This is a genomic window from Flavobacterium cerinum, from assembly GCF_024496085.1.
GTDB lineage: Bacteria > Bacteroidota > Bacteroidia > Flavobacteriales > Flavobacteriaceae > Flavobacterium > Flavobacterium cerinum_A.
Genome location: NZ_CP101751.1, coordinates 1,445,429 through 1,472,424 on the forward strand (window position 1 = coordinate 1,445,429; position 26,996 = coordinate 1,472,424).

Genomic DNA, 26,996 nt, shown 5'->3' on the forward strand with positions numbered 1-26,996 from the left:
AAAATGGCTGAAGCAGACTGTAAAAAATACTTGCGACTATCAGGATTAGAACCGTTGATAATAACGCCGGAAAGTATTTTCGTGAATGTAGGAGAACGGACGAATGTTACCGGATCCCGAAAATTTTTAAGACTGATTAAAGAAGAAAAATACGAGGAAGCACTCGACATCGCAAGAGCTCAGGTTGAAGGTGGCGCACAGATTATCGACATCAATATGGATGAAGGGATGCTGGATGGAGTTGCCGCGATGACCAAATTTTTAAACCTGGTAGCTTCCGAACCGGATATATCAAGGGTTCCGGTGATGATTGATAGTTCCAAATGGGAAATCATAGAAGCCGGATTAAAGGTGGCACAGGGAAAATGCGTCGTAAATTCGATTAGCTTAAAGGAAGGAGAAGCGACTTTTGTACATCATGCAAAACTGATTAAACGATACGGAGCCGCCGTAATTGTAATGGCCTTTGATGAGGTCGGCCAGGCGGATAACTATCAACGTCGTATTGAAATTTGTAAGCGTTCCTATGATATTCTGGTAGATCAGGTGGGTTTCCCGGCCGAAGATATCATTTTTGATCCCAATATATTTCCCGTAGCAACCGGAATGGAAGAACACCGCCGGAATGCCCTCGACTTTTTCCTGGCTACAAAGTGGATCCGGGAAAATTTGCCGTATACGAATGTGAGCGGAGGAGTGAGTAATGTTTCCTTTTCATTCCGCGGTAACGACAGAGTTCGGGAAGCAATGCATTCCGCATTTCTGTATCACGCTATTCAACACGGCATGTCTATGGGAATTGTAAACCCTGAAATGCTGGAAGTATACGATGAAATTCCAAAAGATTTACTGGAACATGTTGAAGATGTATTGCTCGATCGTCGGGATGATGCAACGGAACGTTTACTGACTTTTGCTGAAAATGTAAAAGGTGATGTTAAAGCAATCGAAAAACAAAATCAGGAATGGCGAAACGGAACAGTTCAGGAACGGCTTACGCATGCTTTGGTTAAAGGAATCGATGAATTTGTAGAACTTGATGTGGAAGAAGCTCGCTTACAGGCGGCTAAACCGATCGAAGTAATCGAGATCAATCTGATGTCCGGTATGAATGTCGTAGGGGATCTTTTCGGAAGCGGAAAAATGTTTCTGCCACAAGTGGTGAAATCGGCAAGGGTAATGAAAAAAGCGGTAGCTTATTTATTGCCGTTTATCGAAGCCGGAAAAGGAGGCGCCTCCCGTTCAGCCGGAAAGATACTAATGGCAACGGTTAAAGGAGATGTACATGATATCGGGAAAAACATTGTATCGGTAGTATTGGGTTGTAATAATTTTGAAATTATCGATTTAGGAGTAATGGTGCCGCCTGAAAAAATCATCGAAACGGCAATTAAAGAACAGGTCGATATTATCGGATTAAGCGGATTGATAACACCATCGCTGGATGAAATGGTTTACCTGGCCAAAGAAATGGATAAACTCAATATTAAAATTCCGTTGATGATTGGCGGTGCAACAACTTCCCGTGCACACACGGCTGTAAAAATTGCACCGGAATACTCGGAAACGGTTGTTCATGTTAATGATGCTTCGAGAGCAGTAACGGTAGCCGGAAATCTGATTAATGAAAATCTGAAAACCAATTATGCGAAAACGATACGCTCGGAATATGACGAATTAAGGGAAGGTTTTTTAAACCGGTCGCGGGATAAAAATTTCCTGACCATTGCCGAAGCGCGTAAAAATAAACGACAATTGGACTGGAATGCATTTACTCCGCAACAACCCAATACAACCGGAGTGCATACAATTACTGTTGCTCTGGAAGAATTAGTCGATTATATCGATTGGACACCATTTTTCAGAACCTGGGATTTGCACGGAAAATATCCGGATATTTTACAGGATGAAATTGTGGGCGAACAGGCTGCGATATTGTTTCAGGATGCGCGGAAAATGCTGCATCAGCTTATTGCGGAAAATTGGCTGGAAGCAAAGGGAATTTACGGAATTTTTCCGGCGAATCAGGTTAACGATGATGATATTGAAGTATATGATACTAACGGAAAATTACTGGAAACATTCCTGACATTAAGACAACAATCGCAAAAAACGAAAGGAGCTCCTAATATTGCATTGTCGGATTTTATTGCACCTAAAACCAGTGGAAAACAGGATTATATTGGTGCTTTCTGTGTCACAACCGGCTTTGGAGTTGATGAAAAGGCAGCGGAATTTGAAGCGGCTCATGACGATTATAACGCGATTATGATTAAAGCATTAGGCGACCGGTTTGCAGAAGCATTTGCCGAATACCTGCATGAAAAGATACGTAAAGAAATCTGGGGCTATGCAGTCGATGAAACATTGAATAATGACGAACTGATTTCGGAAAAATATAAAGGAATCCGACCGGCTCCGGGCTATCCGGCTTGTCCCGATCACCTGGAAAAAAACACCATCTGGAAACTATTGGATGTGGAAACGAAAATCGGAGTCAGATTAACGGAAAGTCTGGCAATGTGGCCGGCATCTTCGGTTTCCGGATATTATTTCGGAAACCCGGAAAGTAAATATTTCGGACTCGGGAAAATAAAAGAAGATCAGGTCCGGGATTATGCACAACGCCGTAATGTAACCTATGAATATGCCGAAAAATGGCTTAATCCTAATATAGCCGATTAACAAAACGAAAATAAGTATCTAAAATGAAAGTTACCCAACATATAGCCAATGCGGAAGGAAAGTCATTGTTCTCTTTTGAAATACTGCCGCCACTTAAAGGACAAAATATTCAGTGCATTTTTGATAATATCGAACCGCTGATGGAATTTAAACCGCCGTTTATCGATGTGACCTATCACCGGGAAGAATACGAATACAAGGAATTACCAAGCGGATTACTGGAAAAGAAAATCGTTAAAAAACGACCGGGTACTGTCGGTATTTGTTCAGCCATCCAGAATAAATATCAGGTAGATGCGATTCCTCATATCTTATGTGGTGGTTTTACAAAAGAGGATACTGAAAATTTCCTGATTGATATGGACTTCCTCGGGATTGATAATGTAGTTGCCCTACGCGGTGATGCTGTAAAAAGCGAAATCTATTTTAAACCGGAAAAAGAAGGGAATCATTATGCCAGCGAATTGGTAACGCAAATCAGTAATCTGAATAAAGGGATTTATCTCGATGCGGATTTACAGAACACTAATAATACCAATTTTTGCATTGGCGTAGCCGGATATCCTGAAAAGCATATGGAAGCACCTAGCCTTGACAGCGATATTCATTTCTTGAAACAAAAAATTAAAAACGGAGCGGATTATATTATCACACAAATGTTTTTTGATAACCGTAAATTTTTCGATTTTGTGGATAAATGCAGAAGAGAAGGAATCACGGTTCCGATTATTCCGGGATTAAAACCGATTTCCACAAAAAAACAGCTAAATCAGATACCCCATCGTTTTAAAGTGGATTTACCGGATGATCTGGTGAAAGAGATCGTCAAAGCAGAAGATAACGATGCGGTAAAAGAAATCGGGATCGAATGGTGCATCGCGCAAAGCCGGGAATTGATCCAGGCCGGAATTCCGGTACTGCATTACTATTCAATGGGACGCTCTGAAAGTATCCGAAAAATAGCCGAAACAGTATTTTAAGGGGCTTACCTGACAGGTTTTACAAACCTGTCAGGTATAAAGCAAGAAGAATCATTTGCTGTAGATGGATGAGTATATTCTTATTTTTTTATATTTGTCTGTTTGCCGAATACAAAATGAGATATTGTTTTTTTTTAGTCCTATTATTTTTCCCCGGTTTTGCGTTTGCTCAAAATGTAAAGGAGAAAAACTATTTTGTTGAAGCCAATTATTTTTACGGTAATATCCTGCCGCATAACAATACGATAAAACACCTTATTACAACCCATCCGGAAGGCGTTTTCTTAAGTCTGAACCGAAAAACGTATGGTAATGCCAACTGGCAATCGGAATACAATTTTCCGGATTATGGTTTGTCTTTTCAGTATCAGGGTAATAAAAATGAAACATTGGGTGATCTTTACGGATTATACGGCCATTATAACTTTTATTTTCTGAAGCGAAATCTGCAATTCAGAATCGGACAAGGCATCGCGTATAGTACCAATCCGTATGATAAGGAACATAATTTTAGAAATTTTGCCTATAGTACCCGATTGATGCCTTCGACTTATTTTATGCTGAACTATCAGAAGCAAAAGATTTGGAAAGGACTCGGTTTTCAGACCGGATTAGTATTGGTTCATCATTCCAATGCCAATATAAAAGCCCCGAACACGAGTACGAATACAATGGCTTTTACAGTCGGATTAAATTATAACTTCAACGAACAGGAACCGGATTATATAACTAAAAAAGATACAACGCGTTTTACCGAACCGTTACGTTATAACGTTGTTTTTAGAAGCGGTGTTAATGAAAGTGATGTAATCGGAAGCGGACAATATCCGTTTTATGTACTCTCGGGTCATGTAGATAAACGGATCAGTAAAAAAAGTGCCCTTCAGTTTGGAGGTGATTTTTTCTGGTCGTTGTACCTGAAAGAATACATCCGCTATATGGCTATTGCTTATTATGAGAAAAACAGTGATCCGGATGTCGATTATAAAAGAGCCGGAGTATTTATCGGACACGAGCTTTTTATCAATAAAATCAGTTTAGAAACCCAACTAGGGTGTTATGTCTATAACCCGGCAAAAATCAACGGGACATTATACCAAAGAGTAGGACTCAAATATTATATCACCGATCAGGTATTCGGTGCTTTCAGTTTAAAAACACATGCTGCCAAAGCCGAAGCACTCGAATTTGGTCTTGGAATCCGATTGTAAAAATGAAACAGATGTTACGTTATATATTTTATTGGTTGCTAATTTCGTTTTTTCTGATATCCTGTAATTCCGAAAAAGCACCGGATTGCTTTATGTCGGCCGGAAGTAGTATCACAAACGAAATTACGGTTCCGGATTTTGATCATGTTGATATCGGTGAAGGCATTGAAGTTATCATCAAACAAGGAACAGAAACGAAAGTAGTATTGGAAACCGGTTCGAATCTGGTGCCGGGTATTTCGGTTTCGGTTTCGGAAAAGAAGTTATTTCTTCGAAATTCTAACGGATGTAGCTGGTTTCGGGATAAGAATATGACAAAAGTATATATTACGGTTCCCGATTTAAAAGGAATCTATTCCGCTTCGCAGTTTAATGTACAATCGGACGGAATATTACATTTTGATGATCTTACGGTACAATCAGGAATGTATTCTGATACAGCTTCCGGAATATTTGATCTCCAGGTGGATTGTACTAACCTTGTTGTGGAAGATAACCAGGCATCTTTATACCGGATTTCCGGAAAAGCAACGAATCTGCATATCGCTTTTTACTCCGGAGCAGAACGGTTTGAAGGTCAGAATCTGATCGCACAGCATATTTATGTCTTCCAACGAAGTACAAACGATATCATTGTAAACCCGCAACAGGATATAAAAGGAAATATCTACAGTACCGGAGATCTGGTGCTGAAAAATAGACCGGCTATAGTTGAAATAACCGAGCATTATACCGGAAAAGTAATCTATAACTAGCCTTATTTTTTTTGCGTCATTTCGCGGAATACAGCCTCCAGATTTTTGTTTTTCAGGTTTAATTGTAATGTTTTTAAACCATTCTCCTGAGCAAAATCAAAAACAACCGGACGCATGTCTTTTTCCGTAGTAAACGTCAGTTCCCAAATAGTATCGTGAATGTTTTTATACGATTGCAGGTTTGGTATTTTTGAGATTAATTGAGCTTCTACCTGATAGTCAAATTCTACTTCAATAATCTGTTCTTTATCTTCCGTCATCAACGTATCCAGTTTTTTATCCGTTACGATTTTACCGTTGTTGATAATGATAACGCGGTCACAGATAGCTTCCACCTCTTGCATGATGTGTGTGGAAAGAAAAACGGTTTTATTTTTTCCGATGTTTTTAATCAGTTCCCGGATTTCAACCAATTGATTCGGATCCAGTCCGGTTGTCGGTTCATCCAGAATTAATACTTCAGGATCATGTAATAAAGCTGTGGCCAATCCTACACGTTGACGGTATCCTTTAGAAAGCGCTCCGATTTTTTTATGACTTTCCGGAGTCAGTCCCGTTAAAGCAATAACTTCATCAATACGGGATTTAGCTACTTTATAAACATCCGCATTAAACGCTAAATATTCGCGTACATATAAATCAAGATATAAGGGATTGTGTTCCGGTAAATAACCTACAACACGCTGAACGGCTTTTTGTTCCGAGGTAACGTCATGTCCGTTAACAGTTGCAGTACCCTGATCCGCATCTAAAAAAGTGGTCAGTATTTTCATTAAGGTTGACTTTCCGGCACCGTTTGGTCCCAGGAAACCGACAATTTCTCCTTTTTTTATCGAAAAAGTAACCGAATCCAACGCTTTTTGCTCACCGTAATTCTTGGATATATTTAAAACTTCAATAGACATAATAATACCTGATTTGGAGCAAAAATAAGAAGAAAATAATGCTGATTATTTTTAAAATCATAATTTTTTTAAAATATTGACAGTTGGAAATATTTTTTTTCTAATTTTGTCACTCAAATAGAATGGCGAAAAACCAATGAATTCAAGTAACACTTTTTATTATAACAATTTCTTTTATTTTTTCTGGAAAGAAGAAAGGGATTGTCGTATGGTTATTTGATCGCAGTATAAAAACGAATTCGTAAAACTATAATACACAATCCCGATGTCTCATCGGGATTTTTTTTTGGCTATATGGAAAGGAAAATTGCAATACAGGGAATAAAAGGCTCTTTCCACCATCAGGTGGCAAAAGAATACTTCAATGAAAGTAAAAGCCTTATCGAATGCATGTCGTTCGATGAATTAGTGAAAAATGTACTGGAGGATGACCGGAATCTCGGAATCATGGCATTGGAGAATTCGATTGCCGGATCCATTATTCCGAACTATGCGCTTATCGATTATAACAAGCTGCATATCATCGGCGAACATTATCTGGATATCCGAATGAATCTGATGGCACTGCCGGGACAAACGATCGAAGATATCCGGGAAGTGCATTCGCATCCGATAGCTTTATTGCAATGTAAAAAGTTTTTTAGCCGCTATCCGCATATCCGATTGGTGGAAGATGCCGATACAGCCGAAACGGCACGAAGAATAAAGGAAAAGCAGCTTACCGGTATCGGAGCGGTTGCCGGAATGGTGGCTTCAGAAATGTATGAGCTGCCGATAATAGCCGATAACATCCATACGGTAAAAAGCAATAAAACCCGCTTTGTGATTGTAAAAGCGCAAAATTCGGTAATCCCGAAAGACGAAATCAACAAAGCATCCTTAAAATTTGAATTAGAGGATATGCAGGGAAGTCTGGCCGGTGTTCTAAATCAGATGAACAATTATAAACTGAATCTGACCAAGATACAATCCATGCCGATTATAGAAAAACCGTGGCAATATTCCTTCTTTGTCGATATCACATTCGATCAGTATGAAGATTATGAAAAAGCAAAAATAAACCTGGAAGCGATTACAAAAGAATTTAAAGTTCTGGGAGAATATAAAAAAGGAGCAGTATGATAACAACAGCAAGAAGATTAGATCATGTACAGGAGTATTATTTCTCACAAAAACTGCGGGAAGTAAGAGCATTGCAGGCTGCGGGAAAACCGATTGTGAATATGGGAATCGGTAGTCCTGACCTGGTTCCGGATGTATCAGTAATGGAAGCCGTACAGGAAGCCATGTTACAACCGGCAGCCCATCAGTATCAGAGTTATCAGGGATTGCCGGAATTACGTCAGGCTATGGCTGCTTTTTATAGCAAGAATTTTAAAGTTGTACTGAATCCGGATACGGAAATATTACCGTTAATGGGATCAAAGGAAGGAATTCTGCATATTGCTATGGCATTCCTGAATGAAGGAGATGGTGTTTTGATCCCCAATCCGGGTTATCCGACTTATGCTTCGGTAGCAAATCTGGTCGGAGCCGAAAGTATACTGTATGATTTAGTAGCAGAAAATAACTGGGAACCGGATTTTGAGGCTTTGGAAAAACAAGATTTGTCTCGGGTAAAATTAATGTGGGTAAGTTATCCGCATATGCCAACCGGAGCCGCAGGAAGTGAAGAACTATTCCGGAAGCTGATCACTTTTGCTAAAAAACATCAAATCCTTTTGGTAAATGACAATCCGTATAGTTTTATATTAAACAATAAACCGGTGTCTGTTTTAAATATTCCCGGTGCGATGGAAGTAGCAATGGAGTTGAATTCACTCAGTAAAACATTTAATATGGCCGGATGGCGCGTAGGAATGGTAATGGGAAAACAAGAACTGATTGAAGCGGTACTGAAAGTGAAAAGTAATATGGATAGCGGTATGTTTTACGGAATACAAAAAGGAGCTATTGCAGCACTGAAAAGTGATCCGGAATGGTTTGAACAACAAAACAGAATTTATGAAAAGAGACGAAATCTTGTTTTTGAACTGGCCGAAAAACTAAATTGTACATACGATGAAAACAGTGTCGGCCTTTTTGTCTGGGCCAGATTACCGAAAGAAGAAACATCGTCCGAAGCTTTTGTGGATAAACTACTTTACGAAAAGGATCTGTTTATTGCACCCGGAACCATATTCGGAAGTAACGGAGAAGGATATATTCGTTTTTCATTATGTATCCCGGAAGAAAAAATTGAAGCGATTTTAAAACGATTTTAATGAAAATGAAGGAAGAAGAAAAAATAGTAATAATCGGTTTAGGACTCATCGGAGGATCATTGGCACTCGATTTTAGAAAAAATAAGGAACGGGCATTGCTGTTAGGAATCGATACCGATAAAGAACATGTTCGGGAGGCTTTGGAACTCGGAATTATTGATTGTGAAATTGACCGGAGTCAAATAGCGGAAGCCGATTGGGTAATATTGGCTATACCGGTTGATAAAACAGCAGCCATCTTACCTGAAATATTGGATTTGGTGAAAGAAGACGCCGTAGTGTTAGATGTAGGTTCGACAAAAGAACAAATTTGTAAAGCCGTTGAAAACCACCCGAAAAGACGTAATTTTATAGCGATGCATCCCATAGCGGGAACGGAATTTTCCGGACCGTCTGCGGCATTCGAAGGACTGTTTGCCGGAAAAACAAATATTATATGCGAAATTGAAAAAACAGCATTTAGTATACAGGAAAAAGCATTGCAATTGTTTAAAAAGCTAAATATGCGAATCCGTTATATGGATCCGAAAGCACACGACAAACACATTGCCTATGTTTCGCATCTGTCACATATCAGTTCCTTTATGCTTGGAAAAACAGTGATTGCCGAAGAACAAAATGAAAGGGATATTTTCGATATGGCCGGAAGTGGTTTTGAAAGTACGGTACGATTGGCTAAAAGTTCCCCGGCAATGTGGACACCGATCTTTAAACAAAACAAAAAGAGGGTATTGAAATCGTTGTCCGAGTATATTGATAATCTGAATCATTTTAAAATGTTACTGGAAAGTGATGATTTTGATTCAGTTTATACGGAAATGGAAGAAACAAATAAGATAAAAGAAATTTTAAAAGGAATACATTTAAAAAAAGAGTTGAGTTATGGAGAATAATGTTGCAATGAGAACATGGCTGGATGCCTTCAATTTAAGTCACCCTTTAGTGATAGCAGGACCATGTAGTGCGGAAACAGAAGAACAAGTATTAAAAATAGCACACGAATTGAAAGATTCGGATGTTAGTATTTTCAGAGCCGGTATCTGGAAGCCCAGAACCCGACCGGGTGGTTTTGAAGGTGTGGGTGCCATCGGATTAAAATGGTTACAACGTGCCAAAGCGGAAACAGGATTATTATTGGCCGTTGAGGTAGCGAATGCACATCACGTACAATTGGCATTGGAACACGATGTTGATGTATTGTGGATCGGAGCCAGAACAACGGTAAATCCGTTTGCTGTTCAGGAAATTGCCGATGCTTTAAAAGATACCGATAAAATCGTATTGGTTAAAAATCCGGTTAATCCCGATTTGTCATTATGGTTGGGTGGCGTAGAACGTTTGTATAATGCCAATATCAAAAAACTGGGCGTAATTCACAGAGGATTTTCAACATACGAAAAAACGAAATACAGAAATAATCCCGAATGGCAATTGCCGATCGAACTACAAAGTAAGTTTCCGGATTTACCGCTTATCTGTGATCCGTCGCATATCACCGGAAAACGCGATATGATATTGGAAGTATCACAACAGGCACTGGATTTAAATTACGACGGATTAATCATCGAAACACACATCGATCCGGATAATGCATGGAGTGATGCGGCACAACAGGTAACACCGTCTGCTTTAAAACAGATTTTTAAAGATTTGAGAATCCGAAAAATAACTGACGAAGCCGATGATTACAACCAAAGACTGGAAGGATTACGTACGCAGATTGATGAAATTGATAACAAGTTGCTGAATATTTTAGGTAAGCGTATGAAGATTGCAGATAGCATCGGAGCGTTGAAAAAAGAACGCAATGTTGCCGTATTACAAAACAAACGTTGGAATGAAATTCTGGGTAAAATGGTATTGGAAGGAGAAGAAAAAGGACTAAGTGAAGAGTTTATACTTAAAATGTTCAAAGCCATTCACCAGGAAAGTATAGCACATCAGGAGAAAATAATAAATAGTTAATAGGTGGGTTTAGGAAATTTCGTAGTTTCGCGAAATTTTTTAAAACAAGCCTTATATGAAAAAACTATTACTCTTAGCTGTAGTAACCTTAATGACAAGTTTTTCGGCTTTTTCTCAGTACAAAATGGAAAATGTTTCCATTACTTACGGAGAAGAAATTACCGAAGAAAAAGGGAAAATTATTAAAATCATCGGAGAAACCAATAACAAAGTGTACGCACTTGGGTTAAAGGGGAAAAGTGATTACTTCCTGAAAATTTTTGATTCCAAAGGAATGAAACTGTTAGTTAATAAACCGATTGTATTACCGGAATTAAAAGACAAAGACATCGATTTTGAGGAAATCGTTATTCTAAACGGAAGACTGTATGTGATCGGAAGTGTATATCACCGAAAAGACAAGATCTTTACATTGGTAGGAATCGAGTTTTCGGAAGACGGTAAATTAAGCAAGGACATGACCACGATGTTTCAGGCGGAAGTAGCAAGAAGTTCAGATCGCGGCGGATTCTATTTTAAAGTTTCACCGGACGAACATATGCTATTGGTAATGCATACGGCACTTTATGAAAAAGAAGACGCCCTGAAATATGAAATGAAATTGTTTGATCCGAATTTAAAACCGGTTTTCACCAATGTTGAAAAGGTAACATACAACGATGATCAAAAAGATTATGAGTTTACCATTGCCGATTTCGAATTGAATATGAAAGATGATGCGTTTCTGGTAATCAACGAAAGTTACAGAGATAAAAAGAAAAAAGAAAAAGTTGAAAAATTCCAGGTATTCGCGTTTAAAAAACAGAACGGATATAAAAAAGAAACTGTAGACATCAACTTTACAGGAAAAGAAATCATCAATTGTAAAATGATTTCTACCGCAAATAACAAATTGCAATTGGTTGGTTTTTATTCGAGTGTAAGAGAGAACGGAAAAGCAAATAAAGAACTGAAAGGAATTTATAATGCTTCTGTTAATCTGGATAACAATACGAACGAAAACCTGAAATTTAACGAGTTCGACTATGCCACCAAAGTAAAATTACTAGGAGAGCGTCGGGCGAAAAAAGGAAAAGATTTAAAACCGTTGTATATGATCCATTCCATCGTGGAAAAAAACGATGGCGGACTGATTGTAATTTCGGAATACCGTTTTGTTTATGTGGGTAAAAAACAAGGAATCGGACCGTTGGGCTTACAACCGATTACTTATACGACAAACGAAATGATCGTTACGGCATTAAAACCGGATGGTTCACTTGATTGGAGTAATGTAGTAGCTAAAGAACAGTCGGCAACAGTTACTGTAGCTTCTCTTAATATGTTTGGAGTAGGCGGTTCCGGAAACTTTAATGTGGCACTTGGATTATCATTTCCGTTGGGTGTAATGGGGAAAGGACCGGAATATTTAAGTGCTATCCCGATTTACAAAGACGGTCAGTTGAGTATTCTTTTTAACGATAATAAGAAAAATAAAGGAATAACGGATATCGAAGAAATTAAAGAATTGGGGAATTACAACAATGCCGTTCCTACAATTTTTGTATTTAGTGATAACGGTAGTATAACCCGAAAAGATCCGGAAGAAGCCATTAAAAATGAATTGGTAATCCGTCCCGGAATTTTTTACAGAAAAAATGAAAAGGAATTCCTGATCTATGCATCCCGAAAATCTCAGGATAAATTAGGTCGAATGGTTTTACAATAATTAAAATCAGAAAAGGTTGCCCTCAAAAGCAACCTTTTTTTGTAATAATAAGATAGTTATCTTTGCGGTATGACAGGAATCGTTTACAAATCTACAGGAAGTTGGTACAGCGTTAAAACCGAAGAAAATGAGGTTTTTGAATGCCGTATAAAAGGCAAGTTCCGAATGAAAGGAATTAAGAGTACCAATCCTATTGCAGTAGGAGATGTGGTGGACTTTGAACTGGATCAATCCACCGATGAAGTGGCCGGGATTATTCACAATATCCACGACCGGAAAAATTATATCGTACGGAAATCGGTTAACTTATCCAAGCAAACCCATATTATCGCATCCAATATTGATATCGTTTTTCTGTTGGTAACAATCAATAACCCGCCTACAACCACCAGTTTTATCGATCGTTTTCTGGTAACGGCCGAAGCTTATGGTATTGAAGCCGTGATTATCTTTAATAAAATTGATACCTACGACGAAGCTACGTTAGACGAACAATTGTATCTGCAATATGTTTATTCTAACATCGGATATAAATGTCTGAGAATTTCAGCCGCTGAAGGAAAGGGAATCGAGGAGTTGAAAGAAATGATGAAAGGGAAAGTATCAATGTTTTCAGGACATTCAGGTGTTGGGAAATCTACATTGGTAAACGCATTGGAACCGTCGTTAAATCTAAAAACAAAACAAATATCCGAACAACATCAGCAAGGACAACATACAACAACATTTGCAGAAATGTTCGATTTATCCTTCGGAGCGCGTATTATCGATACGCCGGGTATTCGCGGTTTCGGAATCGTTGATATGGAAAAACAGGAAATAGGCGATTATTTCCCGGAATTTTTTGCATTAAAAGACCAGTGTAAATTTAATAACTGTCTCCATAAAGAAGAACCGCATTGTGCAGTTAAAGCCGCATTGGACAACGATGAAATTGCCTGGTCGCGTTATAAAAGTTATATCCAGATTTTAGAAGGAGAAGACGAAAATTACAGAACCGATATCTATGGCGAAGGTAAATCACAGGATACCGAATGAAAGCAGTAATACAAAGAGTTACGGAAGCTTCTGTAACAATCGAAGAAAAAAGAGTAGCCGAAATCGGAAAAGGCTTATTGATCCTGATCGGAATTGAAGATGCCGATACCAAAGAAGATATAGATTGGTTGACTGCTAAAATAGCCAATCTTCGCATCTTCGGAGATGAAAACGATGTCATGAACCTTTCGGTAAAAGATATTGCGGGCGATATTATTGTCGTAAGTCAGTTTACGTTACATGCCCAAACCAAAAAAGGCAACAGACCTTCTTATATTAAAGCTTCAAAACCGGATGTTGCCATACCGCTATATGAAGCATTCGTAAAACAAATGGAATCAGAATCCGGCAAACCGGTTCAAACCGGACAATTCGGAGCCGATATGAAAGTTCGGTTACTAAATGACGGACCGGTTACCATTATCATCGATACTAAAAATAAAGAGTGATTTTTAGAGGAAAAAAGCGAAGAAAATCACCATAAATAACATCCCTTAACCGATTTTAATTGTTTCAAATGAGAAAAAAAGTACTTTTTTTTTATGCTTTATTTTGTGTTTTAACCAGTAGTTACGGTCAGATACGAATCCTAGGTCAGGTTGCTGCCGAAGAATTACAACAAAAAAAACACCCTAATGATACGAGTGCGGTTGCAGCAATACAATTTAAAAAAGGGCTTACAACATTTGTAATCGGTACCGACTCAAAATGGTATATGCATACCGAGGTACAACAGCGAATTAAAATCTACAAAAAAGAGGGCTATAGCTATGCCAATACAAAAGTTCCTATTTACAATTATAACGGATCCGGTGAAAAAGTAACTTTCGAAAATGCTTTTACCTATAATTGGGTGAATGGAAAAATAGAAAAAACGAAGTTAACAAAGGAAGGAGAGTTTAAAGAAAAGGTAAATGAAAACTGGGATGTCAAAAAGATTGTAATGCCGGCTGTCAAAGAAGGCTCGATAGTCGAATACCAGTATACAATTGTTTCTCCGTTTATAACCGATTTACGCGATTGGGACTTTCAGTATTTTATCCCGGCGGGTTTTGTGAGTTATAAAGTCAATATCCCGGATCGCCTGGTTTATAATCAAATTCTTACCGGATCAACAAATATTAATAAAGAATCAGTTGTAGAAAGCAGCCTGAACGGAGATTATGCCGAAACGAAGTTAACTTACACCGTTAAGGATGTTCCGGCAATTAAAGAAGAAAAATATGTAGATAATATCAAAAACTATATCTCCGGTTTAAAGTTTGAATTGATAGCAGTCAATTATGTAACAGGTAGTCACACTTACGCAAAAGACTGGAATGATGTTGTTAAGAATATCTACAATGAATCGGATTTCGGTCGACAGTTGAATCTTAAATCGTATTTCGAAGAAGAACTAAATCCTGTTTTAAGAGGTGTAACGGATAAAGATGAAAAACTAAAGAAAATCTTCAATTTCGTAAAACAGAAAATGACCTGGAATGAAACAAACGGTTACCTGTGTAATGAAGGCGTTAAAACAGCATTTAAAAATAAAGTCGGCAATGTAGCGGAAATCAACCTGATGTTGATTGCGATGTTACGATACGCCGGATTAGAAGCCAACCCGGTTTTGATTAGTACCCGAAACAACGGTATTGCGCCGTTTCCGTCCCGTACGGCTTTTAACTATGTTATCGCAGCCGTTAAAAAAGACGGTAAAAACCTGTTTTTGGATGCAACCGATAAAAATACCGAACCGGATGTGTTGCCGTTTAGAGCCATTAACTGGATTGGTAGACTAATAAGAGCCGATGAAACTTCAGAGCAAGTAGAGTTGGTCCCTACATTTAAATCCAGAGAAAACAGTATTGTTATGGCCGATTTGAATAAGGAAGGAGTATTCACAGGTAAAGTGCGAAAACAATATCTGGGCTATAATGCTTTTGAATTTAAAAGTGATTATGCCGGTCTGTCAAAAGAAAAAACAATTGAAACAATCGAAAAAGAATATAACGGAATTGAATTAGGAGACTATTCGGTTGTATATCCGGACGATACTACAAAACCGGTAACGGAAGATTATTCGTTTTCACATCCTAATATGGTAGAACGAATTGGTGACCGACTCTATTTTTCACCGTTATTGTTTCTGGCGATGAGTGAAAATCCTTTTAAATTGGAAAAAAGACAATATCCGATCGATTTTATTTATCCGTTCCAACAAAAAAATGTTATCAGTATCAATGTCCCGGAAGGATATGAAGTGGAATCGTTACCGGAAGCAACAACGTTAGCTATGGAAGAACAAATCGGGACTTTTAAATATAACATTGTAAAAAATGACCGACAACTACAATTGATGGTTCTCTTTGATATTAATCATCCGAATATCCCGGAATCATATTATGATAACCTGAAAGGCTTTTTTAATAAGATGATTAAAAAGCATACAGAAAAAATTGTACTTAAAAAGAGCTAATAATAAAACGATAGTAAAGCATCATGAATTCAAGATATATAGTTATACTGCTGTTTACCCTGGTTTGTTCACTACAATCATTTGCCCAGGATATATTTATCATTCCGGATAGCCTTAAAGAAAATACAAATGCTATTGTAAAAACGGATAGAACAAGTATTCAGGTGGTATCGGTAAAAAATATGCTCATCAGTAAAAAGCAAATTGTATTGGTACTTAACGAACAGGGAATGTCAGGTGTTGACGGAAATTTTTACTATGATACGGCTACTAAAATCAAAAGTGTTGAAGCGATTGTTTATGATAAGTTCGGAAAAGAGATCAAAAAAATAAAACGAAAAGATTTTATTGATCATAGTGTGGCAGATGGTTTTTCGGTTTTTTCGGATAACAGAGCACTTACTTTAAATTATATTCCTACCGAATATCCGTTTACAATCGAATTAAACAGTGAGGTAGAAACGACTAACACCGGTTTTGTAATGCCTTGGTATCCGGTTAAAGGGTATGCGCAAAGTCTGCTGAAAAGCGAATATAAGATCACGTATCCGTATGATCTGAAACTGAAATACAAAGGATATAATCTGGATACGTATAAAGTTTTGAAAACGGAAAAAGGTACAGAAATTTCCTTTACACTCGAAAATGTTCCGGCATTACGACACGAAGAATATGCGCCGGGTTTTAAAAAATTAATACCCTATGTCCGCTTTGGATTTAGCAAATTTTCATTAGAAGGAACCGATGGAGTTGCTGATAACTGGAAAGATTTCGGATTGTGGATGAACGAAAAATTATTACAGGACACACAGGAACTGCCTTTGGAAACGCAGACTGCCGTTAAAAAACTGGTTGAAAATGAAAAGAATCCGATAGACAAAGCAAGAAAGATCTATCGTTATGTACAGGATAAAACCCGATATATCAGTATTCAGGTAGGAATAGGCGGATGGAAACCGATGAAAGCGGTTGATGTGGATCGTTTAGGATACGGTGATTGTAAAGCGTTGTCCAACTATACGAAAGCACTTTTGAATGTGGTCGGAATACCTTCTTTTTATACGGTGATCTACGGAAATACCCAAAAAGAAGATATACAGGATGATCTGGTTTCGATTCAAGGAAACCATGCTATTTTGACGATTCCGGATAACGGAAAATACTATTTCTTGGAATGCACAAGTCAGATAACACCATTTGCTTATCAGGGAAAATTTACGGATGATCGGATGGCGCTACTAATGAAGCCGGAAGGAGGCGAATTGATACGTACGGCTGATATTCCGGATGCGGAAAACAGTCAGAAATCAAAAGGAAATTATACGGTTGACAGTCAGGGTAATTTTAAAGGAGAAGTGCTTATTGTATCCGAAGGGACGCAATATGAGAGTAAATATGAATTAAAAAGAAGATCAAAAGAGGAATCGGATAAGTTTTATAAGAAATATTTTGCTAATATTGAGAACTTGAAAGTTAATTCTGTTCAATTTGAGGATGATCCGGATAATGTGAAATTCAAAGAACGTATCGCAATTCAGGCAGAAGGTTATGGAACACCGTCTGGAGAACGATTGCTTTTTCCGGCCAATGCTTTTAATGTAAGCCGACACATTCCGCAACGGTACCGCAATCGAAAACTGCCTTTCCATCTCGAAAGAGGGTACCATGATTATGATGAAATAATCATACAGTTACCGGAAGGCTTTACTGTGGAAGGATTACCGCAAAATACAGTGCTGAATACAAAATTCGGAGAATACAAAACAGAATATACAATACAGGGAAAAGATAAAATAGTTGCTGTTCGATCGATGTTGTTAAAAAGAGGGATGTATCCGAAAGAGGATTATGAAGAGTTCCGGAAATTTATGGAACTCACAGCCCGAAACGATAATGCCAAAATCAGTCTAACCAAAAACAAATCATAATAATGAAGAGAAAATTAGTATTTCAGACCTTAGTACTTTTTTTATCGTTAAATGCATTCGCCCAAAAATTTGAATTGGGAAAAGTTTCAGTAGAAGAGCTGAAAGAAGCCGAGCACCCGAAAGATCCCAAAGCAGAAGCAGCTGTTCTGTATAAAAAGGGAAGAACGTATTTTGAATACAATGCCGATAAAGGTTTTAAAACCATTACCGAAGTCGAAACCCGTATTAAGATCTATAAAAAAGAAGGGTATGACTGGGCCACTTTTATAATCAATAATTATGCGGATAGTAATAAAAAAGAAAGTGTAAGCTTCTCTAGTGCCTATACCTATAACCTGGTTGGCGGTAAAATTGAAAAAACAAAACTAAAAAGCGAAGGGATTTTTGTAGAAAAGGCAAACAACTATTGGGAACGAAATAAAATTGTTTTCCCGAATGTAAAAGAACAATCCATTGTAGAGTTTAAATACACATTGGAATCGCCTTTTATTAGTACGTTAAAGGATTGGAATTTTCAGATGGCGATACCGGTTAACCACGTTGAATATATGACGCAGGTACCGGAATATTTTATCTATAAAACGCAGATGAAAGGAGCGTTGATTCCGAAAACAAATAAAACCAGTGTATCCAAAACGTATACCGGAAAAGTGACAGAAAAGGTAAATGGTGACGGCGGTTATAAAAATGTAAAGTCGGAAGTGAATATTAATTATATCGAAAATCAGGATACCTATGTCTTAAAAGATGTTCCGGCTATGGCTGATGAAAGTTATATCAATAATATCGATAATTACCGATCTGCGATACTTCATGAACTGATGTCTACAAAATATCCGAACGAACCGTATAAAGATTATTCAACGGACTGGGAAACAATCGTAAAAAATATATATCTGGGTGAGTTTGGAAGTGAACTGGGCAAAAGAAGCTATTTTGAAGACGATCTGAATACGATTCTAAAAGGAGTAACCAATCCGGATGAAAAAATCGCAATAGTTTTTAACTTTGTGAAAAACCGGATGAACTGGAATCAGTATGTCGGATATTTTTGTGAAAAAGGAGTACGTACGGCTTATAAGGAAAAAGTAGGAAATACAGCTGATATTAACCTGATTCTGGTAGCAATGTTACGTGAAGCGGGTATCGATGTAAATCCGATCTTGCTAAGTACAAGAGATAAAGGAGTGGCATTTTTTCCAAACAGAAATGGATATAACTATGTAATCGCCGGAATTCAAACACCAACCGGAATGATGTTTTTAGATGCGACGGATAAAAATGTAGGACCGAATATTCTTCCTTTCAGAGCCTTAAACTGGTTTGGTCGGGTTGTTCGTAAAGACGGCTCTTCTGACGATGTAGAACTGGTACCGACAAACTTGTCCAAAAATGTGGTTAATATTATGGCAACACTTGGAAATGACGGTGTGTTGAAAGGGATGTATCGGGAACAAAATTTTGATTATCTGGCTTATGTTTACAGAACGCAGAATGGCGATCTGAGTGAGGATAAATACCTGGAGAAAATAGAAAAGACCTATCCGGGATTGCAAATCGAAAATTATAAAGTAGCCAATAAAGCCGATATCGCAAAACCGGTAATTGAAGATTATAGTTTTACGCATGATGGTGTTGTTGAAAAAATCGGAGACAAAATGTATATCGACCCGATGTTGTTTGTTGCTAAAACACAGAATCCGTTTAAGCAAGAGAAAAGAGAATATCCGGTGGATTTCTCATTCCCGAATCAGGAAAAATACATGATCAATCTGACATTGCCGGAAGGGTATAAAGTAGAATCGATTCCGGAAGCGATTAGTATGGCCATGGAAGAAGATATGGCAAATTATACCTTTAATATTACACATGCCGGAAATAAAATTCAATTGGTAGTAACATTAGATACCCGATGGCCTATCGTTCCTTCAACACATTATGAAGGATTGAAAAACTTTTACAAAGCAATAATTGCAAAAGAAACCGAAAAAATAGTACTTAAAAAAGCATAAAAATGGACTTGAAAAATGCACAGCTGGATGTAGATAACTGGATTAAAAATCATGGTGTTCGCTATTTTAATGAGCTGACAAACATGGCGCAGTTAACAGAGGAAGTAGGAGAAGTAGCCCGCATTATCGCTCGTCGTTATGGCGAACAATCGGAAAAAGAAAGCGATAAAAACAAAGACCTGGGCGAAGAATTAGCCGATGTGGTATTCGTTGTTTTATGTCTGGCGAATCAAACCGGAGTTGACTTACAGGCGGCTTTTGATAAAAAGATGGATCTGAAAACAAAAAGGGATCACGATCGACATCATAATAATGAAAAACTGAAATAAGGAATCTGCCGGTCAGGTAACACTAAAACGATTAAACTATGGATCTACAACTCCTGAAATCAGAAATAAGCCCTAAATCAGAAATAGCGATAACCGGTTCTAAAAGTGAAACCAATCGCCTTTTATTACTGAAAGCGTTATATCCGAATCTGAAATTGGATAATAGGTCCAATTCTGATGATAGCGTGGTTATGACAAGTGCTTTGCAGTCGAAAGAAATGATAATTGATATTCATCATGCGGGTACTGCTATGCGTTTTCTGACGGCATTTTTTGCCTCACAGGAAGGTAGGGAAGTTGTATTGACCGGTTCTGCACGAATGCAGGAACGACCGGTTAGTATTTTGGTGGATGCTTTACGCCAATTAGGTGCCGATATCCGATATGAAAAAGAAGAAGGATATCCGCCGATTCGAATCAAAGGTAAAAAGTTAAGTCAATCAAAAGTGAATCTGAAAGCGAATGTAAGTAGTCAGTATATTTCTGCTTTACTTTTAATCGCTCCGGGACTTGAAAACGGGCTGGAATTGTTTTTGGATGGTGAACTGACATCAATTCCGTATATTCAGATGACCTTGTCGGTATTACATGAAATCGGCGTTGCAACAACATTTGAAGGGAATCGTATAACGGTTAGTCCAAAAACAGAATTAGCCGATTCGAAAGCTGTAATCGTGGAAAGCGACTGGAGTTCGGCGTCCTATTATTATAGTATTGCAGCATTAGCACCGGTTGGAACGGAAATCAGATTGACCAGTTATAAAGAAAACAGTTTTCAGGGGGATAGCGAATTGATAACAATTTACCGTCATTTCGGTGTTGAATCCACTTTTGAAAATCAGACGGTAGTCTTGCGAAAAATAACGGAAGCGGATAAAGAAAGCCTGACTCTCGATCTTCAAAATACACCCGATATAGCACAAACGATTGCAGTTACCTGTTTCGGACTACAGCGCGCTTGTCGGCTAACAGGTTTACATACATTAAAAATAAAAGAAACCGACCGGTTATTGGCTTTGCAAAATGAATTGACAAAACTTGGAGCATCCGTAACCGTAACGGATAATAGTCTGACTTTGGATCCTTCGGATAAAATAAATCCGGATGTTGCCATCAGCACCTATCAGGATCACCGGATGGCAATGGCATTTGCTCCGTTAGCTTTAAAAACAACACTGCTGATTAAAGAAGCCGAAGTCGTATCTAAATCTTATCCGGGGTTCTGGGAAGATCTCAAAAAAATCGGAGTTAAAATTCAGGAGAAAGACGCGTAAAAAAAGAGTTTTAAAAAATAAAACTTAAAACACTTGACAACCCCTATCTCACGATAGTATATTTGCACTCAATTTAAAATTTGTACAATGAAGTTATCTCATTTCAATTTCAATTTACCGGCTGAATTGCTTGCTGAGTTTCCTGCTGAAAACAGAGACGAAGCACGTTTGATGGTTGTAAACAGAAAAACGCAAACGATTGAACACAAACTTTTTAAAGATATCCTGGATTATTTTGAAGAGGGAGATGTAATGGTGCTGAATAATACTAAGGTTTTTCCGGCTCGTCTATATGGAAACAAAGAAAAGACGGGAGCGAGAATTGAGGTGTTCTTGTTAAGAGAATTAAATGCGGAACAACGTTTGTGGGATGTATTGGTAGATCCGGCGCGTAAAATCCGTATCGGTAATAAATTATATTTCGGAGATGATGATTCGTTAGTAGCGGAAGTTATTGATAATACAACCTCAAGAGGAAGAACATTGCGTTTCCTTTACGACGGTTCATATGAAGAATTCAGAGCAAAACTTTTAGAGCTTGGAGAAACACCGATCCCGAAATACATCAACCGTGCCGTAACGCCGGAAGATGCAGAAAGATATCAGACAATCTACGCTAAAGAAGAAGGTGCTGTCGCAGCTCCGACTGCCGGTTTACACTTTTCAAAACACCTGATGAAACGTTTGGAAATCAAAGGTGTTAACTTTGCTGAAATTACTTTGCACGTAGGATTAGGAACTTTTAACCCGGTTGAGGTGGAGGACTTGTCTAAACACAAAATGGATTCGGAAGAATTACGTATCACAGAAGAAGCTTGTGAAGTCGTAAATAGAGCGAAATCAAACAAGAAAAAAGTGTGTGCTATCGGAACAACAACAATGCGGGCTATGGAAAGTTCGGTTTCATCGGCGAAAACCTTAAATCCGTATGAAGGATGGACGAATAAATTTATTTTCCCTCCTTACGATTTCAGCGTAGCCGATTGTATGGTAACCAATTTCCACACACCAAAATCAACTTTGTTGATGATGATTTCAGCTTTTTGCGGACACGATCTAATGAAAAAAGCCTACGAAGAGGCGGTTAAAGAAAAATACAAATTCTATTCTTACGGTGACGCAATGTTAATCCTGTAAGAAGTAAATTCAAAATAAAAAAAGCGTTCTTTTTACAGGAACGCTTTTTTGTTATATAGCCTAATTGTTATTTAACCTGATAAACCAGTTTCATCGTAATATTAGCCGTTTTCTTTTTAGAAGCCGTGTTAAAGGAACCGCCCCAGGAATATTCCTCGGATGAGTTTTGTGCAATAATCTGGAAAACACCCATATCCGATTTTTTTAGATTGCCCAGTTTTGCATCTGCATTTTCGGCAATTTTCTGAGCGCGGGCATTCGCATCCTTAGTCGCTTCAGCAATCATTTCCAATTTTAAAGCAGCCAGTTTTGTGTAATAATATTCCGGTGGATTTGAATATAATTCTACTCCGGAATTGATCAATTCGGTTACCTCACGAGAGATGCCTTCTACTTTGTCAACTTCCGGACTTTCGATCTGTACATTTTGAGAAAGGGAAAAACCGGTAAAAATCTGTTGACGCGTATTACCGTTACTGTCATAACTATATTCGAAATCCTTGTTGATATTCACAGCCGAAAAAACAATGTTACTTTCCGGAATCCCTTTTGAAATCAAATACGATTTAATGATTTCACGATCTTTATCAAGAGCAGCATAGGCTTCCTTCAGGTTCATATTCTTTTTAGAAAAAGAACTGCTCCATACAATAAGATCGGAAACGAAATCTTTTTTACCCAAACCGGTAACACTTATGGTGTCGTTACTTTGGTTCCTGTTTTTAAATGCACTCGAAAATAGGAAAGCCGCAATAACAACAGCTGCTCCTATAATAAGGGAATTGATATTGTTTTTCATAACTAAAAAATATTTAATTGTTATAAATGTATGAAATATCTGTATTATAATAACAAACGCAAAAAATTATTTTTTCTTATTTTTACCCGAAACCAAAATTACTAACAATGACATTTCAAAATACACGTGAATTTGCAAGACAACTGGATGAGAAAGATGGGTTGGCAAAGTATCGAAGCGAATTTATATTCCCTAAAGTAAATGGTAAGCAGGTAATTTATTTTACCGGAAATTCTTTGGGATTGCAACCTAAAAGAACTAAGGCTTATGTGGATGAGATTATGGATGACTGGGGGAATCTGGCAGTGGAAGGCCATTTTTATGCCGATAAACCTTGGTGGGATTATCACGAGCGTTTTGCAGCGCCGTTAAGCTCAGTTGTAGGAGCGAAGCCAAGTGAAGTAACTGTGATGAATACTTTAACGGTAAACTTACATTTGCTGATGGTTACCTTTTACCGACCAACGGCTAAAAAATATAAAATCATTTGTGAAGAAAAAGCGTTTCCAAGTGATCAGTATATGTTCCAAAGTCAGGTTCATTTTCACGGACTGGATCCTAAAGATACTATCGTGGAAATCAAACGTAGAGAAGGGGAGCACAACATCCGTTTGGAAGATATTCTGGCAAAAATAGAAGAAGTAGGTGATGAGTTGGCTTTAGTGTTAATCGGTGGTGTTAATTATTATACCGGACAGGTTTTTGATATGAAAACCATAACCGAAGCCGGACATAAATACGGCGCTTATGTAGGATGGGATTTAGCACATGCTGCCGGAAATATTAAATTGGAATTACACGATTGGAACGTAGATTTTGCCGCTTGGTGTAGTTATAAATATATGAATTCAGGGCCGGGTAATGCTTCCGGATGTTTTATTCATGAAATGCATCACAATGATACCAGTTTACCGCGATTTGCAGGATGGTGGGGTCATAATAAAGAACGCCGTTTTAAAATGGAACCGCAGTTCGATCCGGTTCGCGGAGCAGACGGATGGCAAATCAGTAATTTACCGGTAATTTCATTGGCGCCTTATCTGGCATCGGTAGAAATGTTTGCCGAAGTAGGAATGGATAAACTAATTGAAAAAAGAAACCTGCTTACAGCTTATCTGGAATTTATCTTACAGGAAGTGGATAAAGAAGTGGAAAGTGAATTTGAAATTATCACACCTTCTGATCCGGAACAAAGAGCATGTCAACTTTCAGTATTTTTGCACGGAGAAGGTAGAGCCCTTTTTGATTACCTGATGAAAAACGGGGTTATCACCGATTGGAGAGAGCCGAATGTAATTCGTTTGGCACCGGCACCGTTTTATTGTTCTTTCGAAGATATGTACGAATTCGGACAGATTTTAAAAGAAGGAATTTTGAATAAAAAATAAATAAAAATCAACTTTTTTGTATTTTCTCTTCATTTTTATCTATTTTAGTAATCAAACTTAACTGAATTAACTAAAAAAAACTAACTAAAATGAAGAGAAAATTACTTAAGCTTGTTGTGGCTGTCTTTCTGATGTCACTACAGGTGAATGCGCAGCATTCCGATAAGGAAAGAGCGGCACGCGACTACATTAAATCACAGGAGAAAAACCTGAATATCCAATCTTTTCACGACTTTACATTACGATTTAACAGAAAAGGTCCTTCAGGGGAAACATTGCGTTTTCAACAAATGCTAAAAGGAGTTCCTGTTTTTGAATCGGAAATTGTAGTTCATTTTGATACTACAGGAAAAATTTCCTATTCCTCGGATAGTTATGATAAAACCATAACCGACATTGATGTGGCACCTCAGTTTGATGATAAACGAGCCATTGAAATTTCGGATAAGGCTTTGGAAATCGAAGGAGCCGGAACGATAACCTGGCAGGAATGCAAGCTGTTTGTTTATAATAAGCAGGAAAAAACAACATTGGTTTACCGAATTACTACGGCGGCCGAAAACTTAAAAGGACAATGGGAAGCCATAGTCGATGCAAAAACCGGAACAATAATAAGTCTTAAAGATGTGGCTTATTATGCGCATTCGAATAAAGATAAAGACAAGAAAAAACAAAAAGAAAAACAATTCGGAAAAAGTATAGCCGGAACGGCGCAATCCGTAACGGGAACAGCACTGATTTTTAATCCGGATCCGTTATCCGTTGCGGGTGCGACATATGGCGGTCAATATGTCGATAATAATGATGCTACAAATGCCGCGTTAGATGCCGCAAGAAGTCAGGTGGAATTGGTGGATATCGAATTGCTAAACGGTGTCTATAAACTGAAAAGCCAGTATGTAGAGATCAAAAATTTACAAAATCCGAATACAGGATTGTTTACTCAAAGCACGAATTCTTTTATGTTTAACCGATTTGATCAGGGATTTGAAGCTGTAAATGCTTTTTATCATATTGATCAAAGCTTTCGTTATATTAATGAAACGCTAGGAATACCGTTGGTACCGTTACAAAATAACGGAGTGTTATTCTACGATCCGCATAGTTTTAACGGAGCAGATAATTCCAGTTATGCCAGTGGCGCTCTTAACTTTGGTGAAGGTGGCGTAGATGATGCGGAAGATGCTGATGTAATCTTACACGAACTAGGTCACGGATTACACGATTGGTTAACCGGAGGTTCTCTGTCACAGGTTAACGGATTAAGTGAGGGTTCCGGTGATTATTGGGCGCAATCGTACAGTCGTAGTTTGAATCAATGGAGCTCCGGTCAGGCGGCTTATCATTATGTGTTTAGCTGGGACGGGCATAATCCTTTCTGGCCGGGAAGGGTAACGAATTATACGGCTACTTATCCGGGTGGATTGGTAAACCAGGTGCATCAGGACGGACAAATTTGGGCTACCGCTTTAATGAAAGTATATGATCAAATTGGTAGAACGAAGGTGGATAAAGCGTTTTTGGAAGGTTTGGCCAGAACAAATAGCTCGACTAATCAGCAGAATGCGGCAATTGCGGTTCGTCAGGCGGCAATTGATATGGGATATAGTTGTTCCGATGTACAGGCTTTTACAACCCATTTTACAGCGACAGGATATAATATGCCGGCATTACCGTTAACAATTCACTGTCCGGGTAATCAGACAGTAAATGCGAATAGTAGCGGAAATTATACAGTTCCGGATTTTACCGGACAAGCGAGTGTGGTGACAGCCAATTGTAATGCAACAGTGGCGCAATCTCCGGCTCCGGGAACGATTGTTGGCGTTGGTACGCATCAGATAACGATGACGGGAACCAGCGGATCATCGGTTAATTGTAATTTCTCATTACTGGTGCAATCGGCTTTGGGAACGGATGATTTTTCAGCGCAGAAAGTGTCAATTTACCCGAATCCGGCTACGAATAGTTTAACGGTGAAAACAAATTTTACGAATTCGGAAACAGTAGCGGTCTACAATATGATCGGACAAAAAGTTCTGGAAAATACTATGGATAACGGTGAGTTGGTTTTTGATGTTTCTCAATTGTCTCCCGGAGTATACGTGGTGTATTTTAATAACAGCAAGACAAGCCATAAGTTTGTAAAAAAATAAA

21 protein-coding genes are annotated in these 26,996 nt (G+C 38.1%); 19 read left to right on the plus strand and 2 right to left on the minus strand.

Annotation, left to right across the window (positions count from 1 at the left end):
- Positions 1-3: 3 nt before the first annotated feature.
- The 4 genes from metH to NOX80_RS06380 all read left to right on the plus strand — a co-directional run bounded on the left by metH (position 4) and on the right by NOX80_RS06380 (position 5,631).
- Positions 4-2,685 carry a methionine synthase gene (gene metH, locus NOX80_RS06365; RefSeq protein ID WP_256552474.1) on the plus strand — a complete coding sequence of 894 codons (2,682 nt, stop codon included), beginning with the start codon at positions 4-6 and terminating at the stop codon, positions 2,683-2,685.
- 23 nt (positions 2,686-2,708) lie between these two features.
- Positions 2,709-3,665: a methylenetetrahydrofolate reductase [NAD(P)H] gene (gene metF, locus NOX80_RS06370; RefSeq protein ID WP_256552475.1), complete on the plus strand. Its 957-nt coding sequence runs from the start codon at positions 2,709-2,711 to the stop codon at positions 3,663-3,665.
- 116 nt (positions 3,666-3,781) lie between these two features.
- The gene (locus NOX80_RS06375; RefSeq protein ID WP_256552476.1) at positions 3,782-4,876 is read left to right on the plus strand and encodes an acyloxyacyl hydrolase; all 1,095 of its coding nucleotides are present in this window, start codon (positions 3,782-3,784) and stop codon (positions 4,874-4,876) included.
- Between the two features lie 11 nt (positions 4,877-4,887).
- On the plus strand, positions 4,888-5,631 hold the full coding sequence (locus NOX80_RS06380; protein ID WP_256552477.1) for a head GIN domain-containing protein: 744 nt from the start codon (positions 4,888-4,890) through the stop codon (positions 5,629-5,631).
- Positions 5,632-5,633: 2 nt separating this feature from the next.
- Here NOX80_RS06380 and gldA read toward each other — a convergent pair whose 3' ends face one another.
- Positions 5,634-6,536, minus strand: coding sequence for a gliding motility-associated ABC transporter ATP-binding subunit GldA (gene gldA, locus NOX80_RS06385; protein ID WP_256552478.1), 903 nt, complete (start codon positions 6,534-6,536; stop codon positions 5,634-5,636).
- 294 nt (positions 6,537-6,830) lie between these two features.
- Between gldA and NOX80_RS06390 the strand changes: the two genes are divergently transcribed.
- From NOX80_RS06390 to queA, 13 genes are all read left to right on the plus strand, one after another.
- Positions 6,831-7,658: a prephenate dehydratase gene (locus NOX80_RS06390; protein ID WP_256552479.1), complete on the plus strand. Its 828-nt coding sequence runs from the start codon at positions 6,831-6,833 to the stop codon at positions 7,656-7,658.
- Complete coding sequence (locus tag NOX80_RS06395) at positions 7,655-8,800, plus strand: pyridoxal phosphate-dependent aminotransferase (protein ID WP_256552480.1); 1,146 nt, start codon at positions 7,655-7,657, stop codon at positions 8,798-8,800. The genes NOX80_RS06390 and NOX80_RS06395 overlap by 4 nt, the downstream gene beginning before the upstream one ends.
- Entirely contained in the window at positions 8,800-9,693 is an 894-nt protein-coding gene (locus NOX80_RS06400) for a prephenate dehydrogenase (RefSeq protein WP_256552481.1), read from the plus strand. The genes NOX80_RS06395 and NOX80_RS06400 overlap by 1 nt, the downstream gene beginning before the upstream one ends.
- Positions 9,683-10,765: a bifunctional 3-deoxy-7-phosphoheptulonate synthase/chorismate mutase type II gene (locus tag NOX80_RS06405; RefSeq protein ID WP_256552482.1), complete on the plus strand. Its 1,083-nt coding sequence runs from the start codon at positions 9,683-9,685 to the stop codon at positions 10,763-10,765. Before NOX80_RS06400 ends, NOX80_RS06405 begins: the two co-directional genes overlap by 11 nt.
- Positions 10,766-10,820: 55 nt before the next feature.
- Entirely contained in the window at positions 10,821-12,473 is a 1,653-nt protein-coding gene (locus NOX80_RS06410; protein WP_256552483.1) for a hypothetical protein, read from the plus strand.
- A 69-nt stretch (positions 12,474-12,542) separates the two neighbouring features.
- A complete protein-coding gene (rsgA, locus tag NOX80_RS06415) occupies positions 12,543-13,511 on the plus strand; it encodes a ribosome small subunit-dependent GTPase A (RefSeq protein ID WP_256552484.1) in 969 nt (322 codons plus the stop codon).
- A complete protein-coding gene (dtd, locus tag NOX80_RS06420; protein ID WP_256552485.1) occupies positions 13,508-13,960 on the plus strand; it encodes a D-aminoacyl-tRNA deacylase in 453 nt (150 codons plus the stop codon). The genes rsgA and dtd overlap by 4 nt, the downstream gene beginning before the upstream one ends.
- A gap of 68 nt (positions 13,961-14,028) precedes the next feature.
- Positions 14,029-15,972 carry a DUF3857 domain-containing protein gene (locus tag NOX80_RS06425; RefSeq protein ID WP_256552486.1) on the plus strand — a complete coding sequence of 648 codons (1,944 nt, stop codon included), beginning with the start codon at positions 14,029-14,031 and terminating at the stop codon, positions 15,970-15,972.
- A 23-nt stretch (positions 15,973-15,995) separates the two neighbouring features.
- Entirely contained in the window at positions 15,996-17,900 is a 1,905-nt protein-coding gene (locus NOX80_RS06430) for a DUF3857 domain-containing protein (RefSeq protein ID WP_256552487.1), read from the plus strand.
- A gap of 2 nt (positions 17,901-17,902) precedes the next feature.
- Positions 17,903-19,912 carry a transglutaminase-like domain-containing protein gene (locus tag NOX80_RS06435; RefSeq protein WP_256552488.1) on the plus strand — a complete coding sequence of 670 codons (2,010 nt, stop codon included), beginning with the start codon at positions 17,903-17,905 and terminating at the stop codon, positions 19,910-19,912.
- 2 nt (positions 19,913-19,914) lie between these two features.
- Positions 19,915-20,241: a nucleotide pyrophosphohydrolase gene (locus NOX80_RS06440; protein WP_256552489.1), complete on the plus strand. Its 327-nt coding sequence runs from the start codon at positions 19,915-19,917 to the stop codon at positions 20,239-20,241.
- Positions 20,242-20,279: 38 nt separating this feature from the next.
- Positions 20,280-21,515 (plus strand): 3-phosphoshikimate 1-carboxyvinyltransferase, encoded by a 1,236-nt coding sequence (gene aroA / locus NOX80_RS06445; RefSeq protein ID WP_256552490.1) that lies wholly within the window; start codon positions 20,280-20,282, stop codon positions 21,513-21,515.
- An 87-nt stretch (positions 21,516-21,602) separates the two neighbouring features.
- On the plus strand, positions 21,603-22,652 hold the full coding sequence (gene queA / locus NOX80_RS06450) for a tRNA preQ1(34) S-adenosylmethionine ribosyltransferase-isomerase QueA (RefSeq protein ID WP_256552491.1): 1,050 nt from the start codon (positions 21,603-21,605) through the stop codon (positions 22,650-22,652).
- Between the two features lie 67 nt (positions 22,653-22,719).
- Here queA and NOX80_RS06455 read toward each other — a convergent pair whose 3' ends face one another.
- Entirely contained in the window at positions 22,720-23,451 is a 732-nt protein-coding gene (locus NOX80_RS06455) for an SIMPL domain-containing protein (RefSeq protein WP_256552492.1), read from the minus strand.
- A 107-nt stretch (positions 23,452-23,558) separates the two neighbouring features.
- Here NOX80_RS06455 and kynU point away from each other — a divergent pair, with 107 nt between their 5' ends.
- Both kynU and NOX80_RS06465 read left to right on the plus strand, forming a co-directional pair.
- Positions 23,559-24,839 carry a kynureninase gene (kynU, locus tag NOX80_RS06460; RefSeq protein ID WP_256552493.1) on the plus strand — a complete coding sequence of 427 codons (1,281 nt, stop codon included), beginning with the start codon at positions 23,559-23,561 and terminating at the stop codon, positions 24,837-24,839.
- Positions 24,840-24,928: 89 nt separating this feature from the next.
- On the plus strand, positions 24,929-26,995 hold the full coding sequence (locus tag NOX80_RS06465) for a T9SS type A sorting domain-containing protein (protein ID WP_256552494.1): 2,067 nt from the start codon (positions 24,929-24,931) through the stop codon (positions 26,993-26,995).
- The last annotated feature ends 1 nt before the right edge of the window (position 26,996 follow it).

What these genes read in the sequence shown, in the direction of transcription:
- NOX80_RS06390 (WP_256552479.1), top strand. Translation starts at nt 6,831, where the DNA reads ATGGAAAGGAAAATTGCAATACAGGGAATAAAAGGCTCTTTCCACCAT.
- NOX80_RS06465 (WP_256552494.1), top strand. Translation starts at nt 24,929, where the DNA reads ATGAAGAGAAAATTACTTAAGCTTGTTGTGGCTGTCTTTCTGATGTCA.
- NOX80_RS06455 (WP_256552492.1), bottom strand. Translation starts at nt 23,451, where the DNA reads ATGAAAAACAATATCAATTCCCTTATTATAGGAGCAGCTGTTGTTATT.
- rsgA (WP_256552484.1), top strand. Translation starts at nt 12,543, where the DNA reads ATGACAGGAATCGTTTACAAATCTACAGGAAGTTGGTACAGCGTTAAA.
- NOX80_RS06425 (WP_256552486.1), top strand. Translation starts at nt 14,029, where the DNA reads ATGAGAAAAAAAGTACTTTTTTTTTATGCTTTATTTTGTGTTTTAACC.
- NOX80_RS06410 (WP_256552483.1), top strand. Translation starts at nt 10,821, where the DNA reads ATGAAAAAACTATTACTCTTAGCTGTAGTAACCTTAATGACAAGTTTT.
- queA (WP_256552491.1), top strand. Translation starts at nt 21,603, where the DNA reads ATGAAGTTATCTCATTTCAATTTCAATTTACCGGCTGAATTGCTTGCT.
- NOX80_RS06400 (WP_256552481.1), top strand. Translation starts at nt 8,800, where the DNA reads ATGAAAATGAAGGAAGAAGAAAAAATAGTAATAATCGGTTTAGGACTC.
- kynU (WP_256552493.1), top strand. Translation starts at nt 23,559, where the DNA reads ATGACATTTCAAAATACACGTGAATTTGCAAGACAACTGGATGAGAAA.
- NOX80_RS06375 (WP_256552476.1), top strand. Translation starts at nt 3,782, where the DNA reads ATGAGATATTGTTTTTTTTTAGTCCTATTATTTTTCCCCGGTTTTGCG.
- NOX80_RS06395 (WP_256552480.1), top strand. Translation starts at nt 7,655, where the DNA reads ATGATAACAACAGCAAGAAGATTAGATCATGTACAGGAGTATTATTTC.
- metH (WP_256552474.1), top strand. Translation starts at nt 4, where the DNA reads ATGGCTGAAGCAGACTGTAAAAAATACTTGCGACTATCAGGATTAGAA.
- NOX80_RS06440 (WP_256552489.1), top strand. Translation starts at nt 19,915, where the DNA reads ATGGACTTGAAAAATGCACAGCTGGATGTAGATAACTGGATTAAAAAT.
- aroA (WP_256552490.1), top strand. Translation starts at nt 20,280, where the DNA reads ATGGATCTACAACTCCTGAAATCAGAAATAAGCCCTAAATCAGAAATA.
- NOX80_RS06380 (WP_256552477.1), top strand. Translation starts at nt 4,888, where the DNA reads ATGTTACGTTATATATTTTATTGGTTGCTAATTTCGTTTTTTCTGATA.
- gldA (WP_256552478.1), bottom strand. Translation starts at nt 6,536, where the DNA reads ATGTCTATTGAAGTTTTAAATATATCCAAGAATTACGGTGAGCAAAAA.
- dtd (WP_256552485.1), top strand. Translation starts at nt 13,508, where the DNA reads ATGAAAGCAGTAATACAAAGAGTTACGGAAGCTTCTGTAACAATCGAA.
- metF (WP_256552475.1), top strand. Translation starts at nt 2,709, where the DNA reads ATGAAAGTTACCCAACATATAGCCAATGCGGAAGGAAAGTCATTGTTC.
- NOX80_RS06435 (WP_256552488.1), top strand. Translation starts at nt 17,903, where the DNA reads ATGAAGAGAAAATTAGTATTTCAGACCTTAGTACTTTTTTTATCGTTA.
- NOX80_RS06405 (WP_256552482.1), top strand. Translation starts at nt 9,683, where the DNA reads ATGGAGAATAATGTTGCAATGAGAACATGGCTGGATGCCTTCAATTTA.
- NOX80_RS06430 (WP_256552487.1), top strand. Translation starts at nt 15,996, where the DNA reads ATGAATTCAAGATATATAGTTATACTGCTGTTTACCCTGGTTTGTTCA.